This window comes from Aurantimonas marina, assembly GCF_017183135.1.
Classification (GTDB): Bacteria; Pseudomonadota; Alphaproteobacteria; order Rhizobiales; family Rhizobiaceae; genus Aurantimonas; species Aurantimonas marina.
Genome location: NZ_JADDXW010000006.1, coordinates 118,871 through 133,115 on the forward strand (window position 1 = coordinate 118,871; position 14,245 = coordinate 133,115).

Consider the following 14,245-nt stretch of genomic DNA (forward strand, 5'->3'; position numbering starts at 1 on the left):
CCGAACACTTATCTCCTATGCCAGCACGGCGATCAGCGGTTGCCGGAATCCAGCAGCGTATCCAGGATCGGGCACTCGGGCACATTGCCGCCCTCGCATTCCGCCGAGACCGCCACGAGCGTCCGCTCCAGGCGCTCAAGGTCGGCGATCTTGGCGCGGATGCCGTCGATATGGCGGCGGGTCAGCGCCAGAACCTCGCCGCACGTCGTGTCGCGCGCATCGGCGAGGCCAAGCAGGCCCCGCAATTCCTCGATCGAAAAGCCCAGTTCGCGGCCGCGCAGGATGAAGCCGAGCCGCGCCTGATCATCCGGCGCATAGAGCCGGTGACCGCCCTCTGAGCGGTCCGGAACGCCGAGCAACCCGATTTTCTCGTAGTAACGGATCGTCTCGCTGTTGCAGCTCATGCGCCTGGCCAGTTCGCCGCGCTTGAGGACCGCTCTCGCAGCTGTGATCGCCATAGCGGAAAAAACCTCTTGAACCTGTAGTCGCTACAGACCGTAGATGATGCTCGACGCGAAAGCGAGGGCCAATCAATATGAGCGACACAGCAGCCAAGATCGGACGAAAAGACGCGCTACCCGCCGCCCCGGAGCGGCGCGAGGCGTGGTTCGCGGGCGGCGGTGTCGTCGGCGCGGTGCTCGCCTCGTCCTGCTGCATCGCGCCGCTGGTTCTGGTCACCCTGGGGATCAGCGGAGCTTGGATCGGCAATCTGACGGCGCTGACCCCCTACCAGCCGTACTTCGTCGCCCTGACGCTGGTGTTTCTCGGGCTCGGGTTCTGGCAGGTCTATTTCCGGCCGAAAGCGGCTTGCGCGGTCGGCGCCGCCTGCGCCCGCCCCATTGCCTCGCTCATTACGCAAAGCGCCCTTTGGATCGCCACCGTCCTGGTCATCCTGTCGATGACCAACGCCTGGTGGGCGCCGTTATTCTATTAGGAGACCACGCATGAAACGCCTGTCGACCCTTTCCCTGGCCGCTGCGATGCTGAGCGTCGCCGGACTTGGCGCGGCCCTGATTGCCCCGGCGGCGATCGCGCAAACGCAGACGGAAGCCGCGCCGGCGCTTCAGACCCGAACCTTCACGATCGAGAACATGACCTGCCCGACCTGTCCGATCACCGTCAAACTGGCGATGAGCGGGCTTAGCGGCGTCGCCTCGGTCAACGTCGATCTCGACGCCAAGACCGCGACCGTCGTCTTCGACCCGGCGCTGGTGACGCCGGACGAGCTCGCCAAGGCCTCGACCAATGCCGGCTACCCGGCCAAAATCACCGGAAGCTGATCCGTTATGAAAGACAGGACGCTTCTCAAGACCGGCATTGTCGGCTCGGTGATCGCGGCGATCTGCTGCTTCACTCCGGCGCTGGTGATCCTCTTCGCCTTCGCCGGGGTCTCCGCCTGGCTGGCCTTCGCCGACTACGTGCTGTTTCCGCTGCTGTTCCTGTTTGTCGGCATCACCGCCTACGCCCTCCTGCTACGCCACCGCCACAAGAAAGCCGCCTGCTGATGGAACCTCGCTCCACCCTCACCTGCCCGCAATGCGGACACCAGGAAACCGAAACCATGCCGACCGACGCCTGTCAGTTCTTTTATGACTGCAAGGGCTGCGGCGCGCTGCTCAGGCCGAATACTGGGGATTGCTGCGTCTATTGCTCTTTCGGCAGCCTCCCCTGCCCGCCGATCCAGGAAGCGCGGGCGAGCGGCGAAACCGCCGCCTGCTGCGCGAGCTAGAGTTAGCCCATGACCCAGAATTTCGACCTCATCGTCCTCGGCGTCGGCATGGCCGCCGTCAGCGCCGCTAACAAATGCGCCGCCGCCGGCTGGTCGGTCGCCGTCGTCGACGAACTGCCATACGGCGGCACCTGCGCGCTGCGCGGCTGCGACCCGAAGAAGATGCTGCGCCGGGGCGCCGAGATCATCGACGCCGCCCGCCTGATGCGCGGCAAGGGCATTGAGGCCGGCGATCTTAAGATCGACTGGGCCGATCTGATGGCGTTCAAGCGCAGCTTCACCGACGCGATGCCGGACAAGATCGAGGGCGGTCTCGACAAGAACGGCGTCAGCACGTTTCACGGCCCGGCGCGGTTCCTGAACGAGAACACGGTGGAGATCGACGGAGAGACCCGGCTGCAGGGCCGCCACATCCTGATAGCCACCGGTGCCAAGCCACGACCGCTGGAATTTACCGGTGCCGCACACGTCATCGACAGCACGGCGTTTCTGGAGCTGGAAGCGCTGCCGCGCCGCATCCTGTTCGTCGGCGGCGGCTACATCTCCTTCGAGTTCGCCCATATCGCGGTCCGGGCCGGCAGCGCGGTCCAGATCGTCCAACGGGGCGAGCGGCCGCTGAAGGGTTTCGACCCCGACCTGGTCGACAGACTGGTCGCGCGCGGCCGTGAGGCGGGCGTCGCCGTCACGACCCGCACGGACCTCACATCGGTGGAACGGAGCGGCGACGGCTACACGGTCCATGTCGAGACCGACGGCAAACCCGCGACATTCGCCGCCGATCTCGTCGTCCACGGCGCCGGCCGCGTGGCCGCCATCGACCGGCTCGACCTTGCGGCGGCGGGAGTCGAGGCCGGCAAGGACGGCATCCGCGTCGACCGGCATCTCAAAAGCGTTTCCAACCCGGCGGTCTACGCGGCCGGCGACGCCGCCGACACGGATGGCCCGCCGCTGACGCCGGTGGCGGTTGCCGAGGGCAAGGTCGCTGCCTCGAACATGCTGAAGGGCGATCATGCGACCGCCGATTATCGCGGCGTGCCGAGCGTCGTCTTCACGATTCCGGAACTCGCCCGGGTCGGCATGCTGGAATCGGAAGCGCGGGAGCAAGGTCGCAACATTCGGGTGGCGTATAACGACACCAGCGGCTGGTACTCCAATCTACGGGTCGGCGAGATCTGTGCCGCCACGAAGATCCTGATCGACGCCGACAATGACGAAATCCTCGGCGCACATCTGCTCGGACCGGAATATGCCGAGATCGTCAATTTCTGCGGCCTCGCCATGCGGCTGGGGCTGAAGACCCGCGACCTGAAGTCGATGATCGCCGCCTACCCGTCCGTCGGCGCCGACCTCGGCTCAATGCTGTAGTCGACGGGCGCGCGGGGCCGCGCAACCGTCTGAGTTCGGCGCCTCACTCGCCGGGGGACGTCTGCCCAGCCGGCGGCTTCGCCTTCGCTGCGCTCCCGGTGTTGCGCGCCGCCCGGCGCCGCCGCATTGCGCGCCGCAGCGCCCGCCGCCGAGTCTTCAACCAGTAGCCGAAGTCCTCCACCCGCTCGACCCGGTCGCCGTAGAGCTCGCCCAAGGCGTGCCGGAACTCGGCGTAGCCGAAACGCGCTTCGCCCTCGAGATGCCGCATGACAATCATCCAGGCCGGCGAAACCAGCAGCGAGACCGCTGTCACCGCCAACGCCAGGCGGTAGACGTCGCCGCCGATCGCGCCCGAGGCGAAGGCGACCGCTGCCAGCACGAACGAGAATTCGCCGATCTGCGCCATCGACAGGCCGGCCTCGACGGCGGTCTTGTGCGGCAGCCCCGCCATGCGGATCAGCATGACATTGACCACGGTCTTGGCGATGATCACGAAAAAGGAGGCGATCAGCACAAGAATCCAGTTCTCGACGATGTAGTCGAGGTCGATCAGGAGCCCGATCGACAGAAAGAACACGACAAGCAAGATCGCCTGGATCGGCTCGACCACGTGGATGACCGGCGAGCGCAGGGTCGAGGAGCCGACGACGAGCCCGGCGATGAACGCGCCATAGGCGGGCGACAGGCCGATGAGACCCGACAGCGACGCAGCGGCGAAGCAAAAGGCGAGCGAGCCGAGCGCCAGGATCTCGACATTGTTCTCCACGGCCGAGGCAAAGGAGGGCTTCAGCTTCGGACCGCGGCCGAGAAACCACAACAGCGCCGCGAGCACAGCGACGGCGATCGCGATCTTGATCACCAGCGCGCCCCAGCCAACCGCCTCCTCGCCGCCCAGCGATGAGGCGATGATCAGCATCGGCACCACGGCGATATCCTGGGCGATCAGCACGGCAACGGCGATGCGGCCCGGCTCGGCGCGCAATTCGCCGAGATCCTCCAGCACCTTCATGGCCACCACGGTCGACGACAGCGCGATGATGAAACCGAGGATGATCGCCTCGGCGAGCGTCGCCTTGGAAATCAGCATCAGCCCGAAGGAAATCGCCATCGCGGCGAGAAGCTGGCCGCCAGCGATCTGCACCGCCGGTTTCAGCGACGCGACGAAGGCCTTCAGCGACAGCTCCATGCCGATGAAGAACAGCAGCATCAAGACGCCCATCTCGGCGAGCATGGTGACGTTTTCGTTCGAGGTGGAAATGATTTCGAGCCCCGACGGCCCAAGCAGCACGCCGGCGAGAATGAAGCCGACCAGCGGCGGCTGCCGCAACCGCATCAGCCCGAGGCCGACGGTGACCGCCACGACGATGACGAAGGCGATCTCGGTCAGTCCCGTGCCATGGGCATCGACGACGGCTTCTTCCACGCATGTCTCCTCGTATTCCCGGCGAATCGCTTAGCCGCCCAAATGATAGAGCAACCTTGGCGGGCGTGTGTCGCGGCGCGGGGAATCCCTCGGCGACATCCCAAATCTGACGGACCGCACCTGTCGGGCGAGTGGACTGTCCGCGTGGCGGCGGACCACGCTGCCCCGGCGACGGGCGGCGCGATTGGCGCGCTCGTCCCAGCCCACCTGTTCGCGCGCCCCTGCGCGCACCATATGCCCGCCTCCGGAGCCACGCAGGGCTCGCGATTGGCGCGCTCGTCCCAGCCCACCTGTTCGCGCGCCCCTGCGCGCACCATATGCCCGCCTCCGGAGCCACGCAGGGCTTTTAGCATCGAGGAATCGTCCATGCCGACCGCCGACCCGACGCATCTCGCCGACCACCGCCGCCGTCTGAAGCGGGTCGCCCGTGTCGCGCGGCTGATGGACACGGCAATCCGCGTTCCCGGCACCGGCATCCGCTTCGGCGGCGATTCGATCATGGGGCTGGTCCCCGGTGTCGGCGACGCCGCCGGCGGGCTGATCGGCGTCTACATCATCAATGAGGCGCGCCGGCTAGGCCTGCCGACGCACAAGCTCGTCAAGATGGCCGGCAATCTGGGGATCGACTTCGCCGTCGGGTCGGTGCCGCTCCTCGGCGACGTCTTCGACGTCGTGTTCAAGGCGCACCGGCGCAACCTCGACGTGATTCTCGACCATTTCGGCGAGGGCGAGCTGTCGGCAGCGGGCGACATCGACCCGGAGAGGATGAAGGACATCACCCCGAAGCGGGGGTGACGTTGGCGAAATCCACGCAGTCAGCTCAGAGGCCGAACGCCGCTTCACGAAGATGGTTGAAATTGACCGGATCGTAGCCGGCAGACGAGCTGCGAGATACAAGTCTAGATCGACCGTAAGGATCGTCGCCCCGTCGGCAGCCAATTCGAGAAGAACGGCATCTGTCAGCCCGAGCCGAGAATGCTCGGCCCTCGCCACTGCAATCCCACTGGGAACGATCCTTTCTTCGAATTGCGCCACAAAGCGTGCCATTGCGTTGGAAAGGTCCGTACGTCTGGGCTCTCCGACTTGCCGTATCAATTTCGATGTCTCGGTAAGAACATTCGGCGAGAGTATGAGGCTGGAATAGGAGCCGACGAAACGCGCCAACAGATCAAAGTCGCTTTCGTCGTAAACCTGCAGCCGCTTGTGGCTCGCAATATGCCGCTTATCCAGCAAGCCTACGATCAACAAGACGGCCAAATTCGAGTCGACGAGGAGTTGGCGAGGAGCCAATTCAGGCCGCCAAGTCCCGAATTTTGACCGCCAAGACCTTCTGGTCGGAATCTCGGATCGTCACGATCCTGTAGTCCCGTGACGGAGACGGTCCGCCAAGAGGCGACAGGATATTGCGCGGCACGTTCCATTCACGAGAAAACCCAAGCGTTATGTTCCAAGCCCCATTACGATCGTCGAAGGAAATTTCTTCAAGACCCAGGTTAAATACTTCTTCATCGGCGAAGAGTTCCGTGAGGTATTTCTTGGCCAACCGTGCGGCTTCCTTCGCGTCCATATCCACCTCACCGATTTCAAACTGTTACGTTCAATACTCGCGAGCGCAAAGGCGAAATTGTCAAGACGTGACCATCAGAACAGGACGGGCTGTAACCTCCCGTACGGGAATCCCACGCCAGTGTCGCGCTGACCGGCCTGTGGCGCTCCCTCACCAGCGGCGGGTGCGACGGAAATAAGCCTCCGCCTCGGCCCCGAAAGTCCGATGCAGACCCGCCTCCTCACCCTTGATGAAGCGGTGCATGATCACGAATGGAAAGGCCGCCGCGACAAGCAGCGGCGACAGCGCGCCGAACCACAGCGCCGCGCCAAAGACGGCCAGAGTCATGCCGGTGTAGATCGGGTTGCGGTTAAGCCGATACGGCCCCTCGACGATCAGCGCTTTCGGCGTCTCGCGCGGTTCGATCGGCGTCTTCTTGCGCCGGAACCACAGCGCCGACCACACGATGACCCCGATGCCGCCCACGAAAAGCGCGACGCCGACGCCCGTTGTCACCGGCGAGGCGAAGCGCCAGAGCGGCAGCCACCAGGCGGCAAGCCATTCGGCGAGGATCGCCCCCAGCGCCCAGACCGGTGGCAGATCGGGAAAGTCACGGGGCATCGCCATGGTGTTGCCTTCCTGTTTGCGGCACGGCGCGAGGATAGGCACGGACACGCGGCCTTGCCAACCAGCGTCGGTCAATCTCGGTCGACCGGCAGGACGAGCGCCGCCGTCGCGGTATCGGGCCGCCCTTCGAGCACCGTGACCGGCGCTCGAAGGACCTGGCACCTTGATCGAGCATCGGAATGACCCGAAAATCGGAACCCACCTTATGCCCCGATGCGCAGTGGTTGCGACTATTTCAGAAGCTTCAGCAGCTCTTTCGCCGCATCCTCCGACGAGGCCGGGTTCTGGCCGGTCACCAGCTTGCCGTCGACGACCACGTAGGAGCTCCAGTCGGCGCCCTTTTCGTAGCGGCCGCCATTGGCCTTGAGCATATCCTCGACCAGGAACGGCACGACGTCGGTGAGGCCGACGGCGTCTTCCTCACCATTGGTGAAGCCGGCCACGCGGCGACCGGAAACCAGTGGCTTGCCGTCGGCGGCCATGGTGTGGCGGAAGATCGCCGGGGCGTGACAGACCGCACCGATCGGGCGGTCGCTGGCGGCGAAGGCCTCGATCAGCCGCTTGCTGTCGGCACTTTCGGCAAGATCCCAGAGCGGGCCATGGCCGCCGGGATAAAAGACCGCGTCGAAGTTCGCCGCGTCGATGTCGGCGAGCTTGGCGGTCGTTGCCAGCGCCTGTTGCGCCGCCTCATCCTTCTTGAAGCGTTCGGTCGCTTCGGTCTGGGCGTCCGGGGCATCGCTTTTCGGATCAAGCGGCGGCTGGCCGCCTTTCGGCGAAGCAAGCGTTATCTTGGCGCCAGCGTCGCGCAGCACGTAGTAGGGCGCGGCGAACTCCTCCAGCCAGAAGCCGGTTTTTTCGCCGGTGTCGCCGAGGGTGTCGTGGGAGGTGAGGACCATCAGAATGTTCATGCGTGTCTCCTTGGGACTGATTATTTCGTGCTGCCGACGCGGATCACCCGCTTGCCGAAGTTCTCGCCCTTGAGCAGGCCGATCAGGGCCTGGGGAGCGTTTTCAAGACCGTCGATGATCTCTTCACGGTAGTGAATCTTTCCTGCCTCGATCCAGGCGCCCATCGCTTTGGCGAATTCGGGATAGAGGTGGACGAAGTCGTTGAAGATGATGAAGCCGCGCACGGTCAGCTGCTTGCGCAGGATTTGCCCCATCAGCCAGTTCATCCGGTCCGGCCCCTCGGGCAGGCTGGTGGCGTTGTATTGCGAGACCAGCCCGCAGACCGGAATGCGGGCGCCGATATTAAGCAGGGGCACGACCGCATCGAGAACCTTGCCGCCGACATTCTCGAAATAGATGTCGATGCCGTCCGGCGTCGCGGCTTTCAGCTGTTCGGCGAAATCCTCGGATCTATGATCGATGCAGGCATCGAAGCCGAGCGTTTCGACGGCGTAGGCGCACTTTTCAGCTCCGCCCGCAACGGCGACGACGCGGCAGCCCATGAGCTTGCCGATCTGGCCGACGGTAGCGCCCACCGGTCCGGTGGCAGCGGCGACGACGAGAGTCTCGCCTTCTTTCGGCGCGCCGATCTGGGTCAATCCGGCCCAGGCGGTGAAGCCTGGCATGCCCATGATGCCGAGCGTCCAGGAAGGGTGCTTGGCGTCGCGGCCGAGTGCGGTGACGCCTTGGCCGTCCGACAATGCGTAGTCCTGCCAGCCGTTGAAGCTGAGCACCCAGTCGCCCTTGTCGAAACCCTTCAGCCTGGATTCCGCGACCTCTGACACCGTGCCGCCGACCATGACCTCGCCGACCGCGACGGGCGGGGCATAGGACGGCGCGTCGCTCATGCGGCCGCGCATATACGGGTCGAGCGACAGAAACTCGGTGCGCAACAGCATCTGGCCGTCCTGGGGCACCGGAATGCCGGCGGTTTCGAGCTTGAGCGTGCTGTCGGTCGGCTCGCCCTTCGGGCGTTCGGCGAGAACCATACGGCGGTTGGTGTTGTCGGTCTGGGACATGGATCAGCTTTCGATTGCGGGTGGGAGGGGGGCACGGTTGTTCGTCCGGCCCGCGAGACATTTCAGGATCGAGGAATCAACCTCTCGGTCGCCGCCATGGCGACCGTAAAGGGTCCGTCGTCCCGGGCCAGGCTGGCCATAAGGCTGGCGCCGAGCCAGATCTGATAAAGGGTCGTGGCGAGGGCATGCGGATCGTCGGTCGGGCTGATTGATCCGTCGGCGGCGCCTTGGCGCAGAACCGCCGACAATTTGGCCACGATCACATCGATTCCGCCTTGCAGGATCGCGCTCATGCCGGGTGACAGGTCGGCCACCTCGGCGGAGAGCTTGACCACAAGGCACCGATCCTCCGTCCGGGGGCTGCATTGTTTCAGCCGCCAGTCCGAAAAATAAGCCAGCAGTCGATCCCTTGCCGAGAGTGCGCCGTCATCAAGTGTCTCGGTGAGATCGGCCTTGTAGCCTTTCACGAAGGCTTCGAGCAGCGCGCAGCCATAGGCCTCCTTGGATGGAAAGTAGTGGTAGAATGACCCCTTCGGCACTTCGGCCGCCTTGAGAAGTTCCTGAAGCCCCACAGCCGTGAAGCCGCGTTGCGCGGTCAGTCCGCGACCAACGGTCAGGAGATGGGTGCGGGTGTCGTTCATGGACACCATGTGGGCACGACTAGACCGGTCGTCTAGTAGGTGCGGCAAATTCATTCTGGCGGCGGCGGCCGGCGGCCCGAGTGAGGCTCTTTGCCAGTCCTTATCGCTGACAGGGACCAGCAAGTTCAATCTCACCGATTGAGCAAGGGGAGCCAGTTCATGAAAACATCGCTTTTCGCGATCGCGGTCGCCTTGCCCTCGCCGACCCGGCCGGTAATGACGGCGTCAACCCGGCGGCACGGCCTACCCCGCCAGCATGCTGGTCGCCAAACTCGGTGACGCGTTCACGCTCGCAATCGGCCGAGGACGTCCTCGGCCAGATCGAATCCCTGCATGGCGACGCCGATGGCTTCAGCGCCGCGTTCGACGTGCTGCGGCAGGCGATGGCCGACGGCGACGCGGCCACGGTGGCGGAATTCGGCTCCGATCCGCTGACCGTCCGGGCGAATGGCGAGGTCTACGATGTCCTCGAAGCGCAGGATCTGATCGACAATTTCGACAGCCTGATCGCCCCGGACACCCAGCAGCTTGTCGCCAATCAGGATCTGGCCGACCTGATGGTCAACAGCGACGGCGTCATGTTCGGCGCAGGCGAGTTGTGGCTGTCCGCCGTCTGCGACGACGACGCCTGCAGCAGCGCCCTGCTGGCGAATCATCGCCATTAATAATTGAGGGGGTGCGGAGGGACGGCGGGTGGCTCGTCGCTCATCGCAACCAACCGCCCGCGTACGAATTGCCCGAGCGATCTCCCCTCAATCCGCCATCGTTTCCAGGCTGGCATAGCCCTCGGCCGCCGCGCCCGCGTCGAAGGGCGTCGTCACTTCGACGAAGCTGTCAGGGTAAAAGCCGTTGAAGCGGGTGCGGAGCGACAGGGAATAGGCGCCGATATGGCCGATCTCGATCCAGTCGCCGGTGTCGACCGTCTCCGGCAGCCAGAACGGCCGCGACAGGATGTCGACGCTGTCGCAGGTCGCGCCGCAGACCTTGAAGGCCTGGATGTTCTTCGGATCGCCATTGCGGCGCGTCCTCGCCGGATCGGGGATAAAGCGCGCCGGCAAAGTGATCTTGCCGGTCCATGAATCCGACAAGGACGCCCAGATGCCGTCATTGATGTAGAGCCGCTTGCCCTTGCGCAGGAGCACCCGGACGATCAGCGAAAAGGCTCTTGCGACGATCACCCGCCCCGGCTCGGCGACCAGCGGCAGATCGTCGAAAGCCCATTCGGCGAGATCGGCGCGCAGCCGCGCCATGATCTCGTCCTGCCCCGGCATCTCGCGCTTTTTCCGGCGCGGGTCGTGGCCGTATTCGGCCGGAAAGCCGCCGCCAACGTCGAGCCCGGCGAGCGGCACGTCGGCGCGGTTCCTCACCCAGTCGGCCGAGGCCAGCGCCCGCTCGTAGGTTTCGGGGTCCTCGATCTGCGAGCCGACGTGAAAGCACAATCCAACCTTGAAGCCGATCTTGTGGCAGCGCCGCAAAAGCTCGACCGCGTGGGCGGGCGCCGCGCCGAACTTCTTCGACAGTTCGTAGGCGGCGCTGCCCTTGGTCTGCAGCCGCACGTAAAGGGTGATGCCGGCGGGATCGAGATCAAGGGCGCGGACGATGCGCAGGATCTTGGCGACCTCGTCCTCATGGTCGAGCGACATCACCCGGATGCCGTAGGTCTCCAGCGCCAGACGAATGTCCGACTGCGCCTTGACCGGATGCATGTAGAGCATCTCGGCCTCGGGCTGCGCGGCGGCAACGGCGGCGAACTCGCCGGGCGAGGCGACGTCGAAGATCCTGATGCCCGCCTTGCTCAGGGTTTCGAGTACCATTGGCTCGCCATTGGTCTTGACCGCATAGGCGGTGTCGCCGGGAAACGCCGCCATGAAGCGCTTCGCGTCGGCGGTCAGCACATCGGGGCGGAAGCAATAGACCGGCACGTCGGGGCGCAGCGTCAGGGCGGCGTCCTTCGCCGTTGGAAAACTCTGCAAGGCGTCTCTCCGCTGGGCCGGCGGCCGGATGACCGGCCTGTGGGTCCGCAACTAGAGCACCGGACGCGAATGGGCAGGCATCGTTTCGCCTCGGTCGATCGCGCCCACCTTTTCCGTCCCTCCCCCGTTGCCGTAGCCCCCGCCGCGCTTCTAGAAAGACGGGCGACACAACAGGATCGACCGCCCATGTCCCTTCCCTCGCCCATCCCCATGCGGCTGGCGCCGCTCAGCCTGACCCGCGTCGTCGCCGACATCGAGGCCGGACGCGCCACGCCGGAGACCGTGATCCGGGAAGCGAACGAGCGTATCGACAGCCTGGACGGCGTGATCGGCGCTTTCGTTCGCCGGGCATCGGCGGACAGCATTGCAGCCGCGAGGGCCGCCACCGGGCCACTTCGCGGCGTGCCCTTCGGCGTCAAGGACATCTTCGACACGTTCGACATGGCGACGGAGCACGGCTCGCCGATCTATGAAGGCCATCACCCGCTGGCCGACGCGCCGCTGGTGGCGATCGCCCGCTCGCTGGGCGCGGCGATCCTCGGCAAGACCGCGACGACGGAATTCGCCTCGATGGACCCGGCGGCGACGCGCAACCCGCATGATCTGGCGCACACGCCCGGCGGCTCCTCCTCGGGGTCGGCGGCCGGCATCGCGGCGGGCATGCTGGCGGCAGCCTGCGGCTCGCAGACCGGTGGCTCGGTGATCCGTCCCGCGTCGTTCTGCGGCATCGCCGGCTACAAGCCGAGCTTCCGGCTGTTGCCGACGGTGGGCATGAAGGTGTTTTCCTGGACGCTCGACACCGCCGGGCTGTTCGCGGCGGGCGTCGCCGACGTGGCGTTGCTGGCGGAATGCCTCAGCGGGCGGGAATTGACGGCGCCGCCGCTCGCCGACGCATCGGGCCTGACGATCGGGCTCTACCGCACGGCAATGGACACCGGGCCGCAGGGGCGTCTCGATCCGGCGATGGCGGCGGCGTGGGAGACGGCGGCAAAGGCACTCGAAACGGCGGGCGCCAAGCTTATCGATATCCCCGAGCCGGCGGCGCTGGAAGCGGCGCGTGACGCCCATGGGACCGTGCAGAATTTCGAGGCGGCGCAGGCGCTCCTGCACGAGCGGACGATGCATCGGAGCCGGATGGGGCCGCAGGTGCTGGCGCTGCTGGACGAAGGCGCCGCGGTAACCCCCGAGGCATACGACGCGGGACGGCGCACGGCGCGGATCGGCCGGAAGGCGGCGGCTGCCCTGTTCGACACCTGCGACGCGCTGCTGGCACCCTCGGCCTTCGGGCCGGCGCCGAAGGGGCTCGCCACCACCGGCGATCCGGCCCTCAACAAGCTGTGGACGCTGACCGGCACCCCCTGCGTCAACGTGCCGGGGCTGGCGACGGCGGAGGGCCTGCCGCTTGGCTTGACGATCGTCACCCGCTTCGGCCGCGACCGGACGACACTGTCCGTCGCCAAGCTGCTCGAAGATCGTCTGCAAGCTGGATAAGGCGACGCCGACCAATGCGGCGCGAATGCGGCGGGGGCGATCTGGAATGCCCTCAGCGGTGCCAACGCCGCAGTTTCGCCGTTCCACCCAGCACGGAAGTGGAGATCACCAGACATTTCAAGGCGTAACGCCGAGCAGGCCCTGTGGAGCGCGGAGTCTTTCCCCCCAGCGGTTTCGGCGGGCTCTCGATCACGAAGGCCAGCGCCAGAAAAAAATATCGAGCGCTTTTCGCGCCTGCATCCCGAGTCATTGCAGCGGTTTGCGGACATTGGTCCGAAACGTCAGTGCGGTGCAGCAACGAATTGGGGTTTACCATCGATTCAGGTTCGTTACCTTCCGGGCACATCTCGTCAACGAGGAGGCGATGCACATGGAACTGACGCGTTCGCTGAATTTGGTGATGATCCTGGCCGCTTTTGTCTTTGTCGGCGCCATGGTCATGGGTGTCGTGCCCTGATTCGAATGATATCCGACGCCGCGCCTCAAGCGGCCCCAATTTGAAAAAGCCGGGTCACCCCGGCTTTTTTTGCGTCTTGATCAGATAGCCGCGCCGCCAGCAGTTCAGGCGGCGGCCGCTTCGCTGGCGGAGCTTTCCGGCGCCGACGCATCGTCGGCCCGAAGCCCGAGGATGTGGCAGATCGAATAGACCAGATCGGCGCGGTTCATGGTGTAGAAGTGGAAATCGGAGATGCCGCGCTTCTGCAAATCCAGCACCTGATCGGCGCAGACCGCCGCGGCGACGTGGCTGCGCGTCTGCTCGTCGTCCTCCAGCCCCTCGAAGCGCGCCGCGAGCCAGGCCGGAATGCTGGCGCCCGTGGCCGCGGAGAAGCGTGCGACCTTGGTGAAGTCGTGGATCGGCACGATGCCGGGCACGATCGGAATGTAGATGCCGGCGCGTCGCACGCGCTCGACATAGCGTTCGAAGGTGTCGTTGTCGAAGAAGAACTGGGTGATGGCGCGGGTCGCGCCATTGTCGACCTTGCGCTTCAACAGGTCGATGTCTGTGGCGAAATCCGGGCTTTCGGGGTGCTTTTCGGGATAGGCGGCGACCGATATCTCGAAGTCGGCGAAGGCTTTCAGCCCGGCGACCAGCTCGACCGCGTTGCGATAGCCGTCCTTGTGAGCCACATATTCGCCGCCGACGCCGGCCTGGCTGTCGCCGCGCAGCGCCACGAAATGGCGGACACCGGTCTGCCAATATTGCCGAACGACGGCGTCGACTTCCTCCTTGGTGGCGTCGACACAGGTCAAATGCGCCGCCGGCGTCAGCCGCGTCTCCTTCAGGATGCGCTCGATCGTCTGATGGGTCCGCTCACGGGTCGAACCGCCTGCGCCGTAGGTCACCGAGACGAAACTGGGGCCGAGCGGCGCCAACCGCTTGATCGCGCGCCACAGATTCTCCTCCATCTTCTCGGTCTTCGGCGGAAAGAACTCAAAGGAGACATCGATGCCGGACGTCGAAAGGGGATTGGAGCGGCTCATGA

General features: G+C 65.4%; 17 protein-coding genes. 8 read left to right on the plus strand and 9 right to left on the minus strand.

From position 1 onward, the window contains the following. Window positions 1–32: 32 nt before the first annotated feature. Window positions 33–458 (minus strand): MerR family transcriptional regulator, encoded by a 426-nt coding sequence (locus ING15_RS09205; RefSeq protein ID WP_206454499.1) that lies wholly within the window; start codon window positions 456–458, stop codon window positions 33–35. A 77-nt stretch (window positions 459–535) separates the two neighbouring features. On the opposite strand from ING15_RS09205, the gene ING15_RS09210 reads away from it, so the two are divergent. The 5 genes from ING15_RS09210 to ING15_RS09230 are packed head-to-tail and all read left to right on the plus strand — an operon-like array spanning window position 536 to window position 3,094. Continuing rightward, window positions 536–934: a mercuric transporter MerT family protein gene (locus ING15_RS09210; RefSeq protein WP_206454500.1), complete on the plus strand. Its 399-nt coding sequence runs from the start codon at window positions 536–538 to the stop codon at window positions 932–934. Window positions 935–944: 10 nt separating this feature from the next. Beyond that, the gene (locus ING15_RS09215; RefSeq protein ID WP_206454501.1) at window positions 945–1,280 is read left to right on the plus strand and encodes a heavy-metal-associated domain-containing protein; all 336 of its coding nucleotides are present in this window, start codon (window positions 945–947) and stop codon (window positions 1,278–1,280) included. 6 nt (window positions 1,281–1,286) lie between these two features. Next, window positions 1,287–1,505, plus strand: a complete 219-nt coding sequence (merF, locus tag ING15_RS09220) for a mercury resistance system transport protein MerF (RefSeq protein ID WP_206454502.1) — start codon at window positions 1,287–1,289, stop codon at window positions 1,503–1,505. Further along, window positions 1,505–1,729, plus strand: coding sequence for a GDCCVxC domain-containing (seleno)protein (locus ING15_RS09225; protein ID WP_206454503.1), 225 nt, complete (start codon window positions 1,505–1,507; stop codon window positions 1,727–1,729). Before merF ends, ING15_RS09225 begins: the two co-directional genes overlap by 1 nt. A gap of 9 nt (window positions 1,730–1,738) precedes the next feature. Further along, the gene (locus tag ING15_RS09230) at window positions 1,739–3,094 is read left to right on the plus strand and encodes a dihydrolipoyl dehydrogenase family protein (RefSeq protein ID WP_206454504.1); all 1,356 of its coding nucleotides are present in this window, start codon (window positions 1,739–1,741) and stop codon (window positions 3,092–3,094) included. Between the two features lie 43 nt (window positions 3,095–3,137). Here ING15_RS09230 and ING15_RS09235 read toward each other — a convergent pair whose 3' ends face one another. Next, a complete protein-coding gene (locus tag ING15_RS09235; RefSeq protein WP_332873802.1) occupies window positions 3,138–4,517 on the minus strand; it encodes a cation:proton antiporter in 1,380 nt (459 codons plus the stop codon). Between the two features lie 366 nt (window positions 4,518–4,883). On the opposite strand from ING15_RS09235, the gene ING15_RS09240 reads away from it, so the two are divergent. After that, on the plus strand, window positions 4,884–5,312 hold the full coding sequence (locus tag ING15_RS09240; RefSeq protein ID WP_206454505.1) for a DUF4112 domain-containing protein: 429 nt from the start codon (window positions 4,884–4,886) through the stop codon (window positions 5,310–5,312). A gap of 496 nt (window positions 5,313–5,808) precedes the next feature. Here ING15_RS09240 and ING15_RS09245 read toward each other — a convergent pair whose 3' ends face one another. From ING15_RS09245 to ING15_RS09265, 5 genes are all read right to left on the minus strand, one after another. Then, window positions 5,809–6,084: a hypothetical protein gene (locus ING15_RS09245; RefSeq protein WP_206454506.1), complete on the minus strand. Its 276-nt coding sequence runs from the start codon at window positions 6,082–6,084 to the stop codon at window positions 5,809–5,811. Window positions 6,085–6,234: 150 nt separating this feature from the next. After that, window positions 6,235–6,690, minus strand: a complete 456-nt coding sequence (locus tag ING15_RS09250; RefSeq protein WP_206454507.1) for a methyltransferase family protein — start codon at window positions 6,688–6,690, stop codon at window positions 6,235–6,237. A 230-nt stretch (window positions 6,691–6,920) separates the two neighbouring features. Next, a complete protein-coding gene (locus ING15_RS09255; RefSeq protein ID WP_206454508.1) occupies window positions 6,921–7,598 on the minus strand; it encodes a type 1 glutamine amidotransferase domain-containing protein in 678 nt (225 codons plus the stop codon). A 20-nt stretch (window positions 7,599–7,618) separates the two neighbouring features. Next, the gene (locus tag ING15_RS09260; protein ID WP_206454509.1) at window positions 7,619–8,656 is read right to left on the minus strand and encodes an NADP-dependent oxidoreductase; all 1,038 of its coding nucleotides are present in this window, start codon (window positions 8,654–8,656) and stop codon (window positions 7,619–7,621) included. A gap of 62 nt (window positions 8,657–8,718) precedes the next feature. After that, on the minus strand, window positions 8,719–9,297 hold the full coding sequence (locus ING15_RS09265) for a TetR/AcrR family transcriptional regulator (RefSeq protein ID WP_232845663.1): 579 nt from the start codon (window positions 9,295–9,297) through the stop codon (window positions 8,719–8,721). A gap of 275 nt (window positions 9,298–9,572) precedes the next feature. Here ING15_RS09265 and ING15_RS09270 point away from each other — a divergent pair, with 275 nt between their 5' ends. Further along, window positions 9,573–9,962 (plus strand): hypothetical protein, encoded by a 390-nt coding sequence (locus ING15_RS09270; RefSeq protein ID WP_232845664.1) that lies wholly within the window; start codon window positions 9,573–9,575, stop codon window positions 9,960–9,962. A gap of 87 nt (window positions 9,963–10,049) precedes the next feature. Here the strand turns inward: ING15_RS09270 and ING15_RS09275 are convergent, their stop codons facing one another. Beyond that, the gene (locus ING15_RS09275; protein ID WP_206454511.1) at window positions 10,050–11,270 is read right to left on the minus strand and encodes a type III PLP-dependent enzyme domain-containing protein; all 1,221 of its coding nucleotides are present in this window, start codon (window positions 11,268–11,270) and stop codon (window positions 10,050–10,052) included. A 186-nt stretch (window positions 11,271–11,456) separates the two neighbouring features. On the opposite strand from ING15_RS09275, the gene ING15_RS09280 reads away from it, so the two are divergent. After that, window positions 11,457–12,761: an amidase gene (locus ING15_RS09280; RefSeq protein ID WP_232845665.1), complete on the plus strand. Its 1,305-nt coding sequence runs from the start codon at window positions 11,457–11,459 to the stop codon at window positions 12,759–12,761. Window positions 12,762–13,322: 561 nt separating this feature from the next. On the opposite strand, the gene metF is transcribed toward ING15_RS09280, so the two are convergent. Further along, window positions 13,323–14,243: a methylenetetrahydrofolate reductase [NAD(P)H] gene (gene metF, locus ING15_RS09285; RefSeq protein WP_206454512.1), complete on the minus strand. Its 921-nt coding sequence runs from the start codon at window positions 14,241–14,243 to the stop codon at window positions 13,323–13,325. Window positions 14,244–14,245 lie beyond the last annotated feature (2 nt).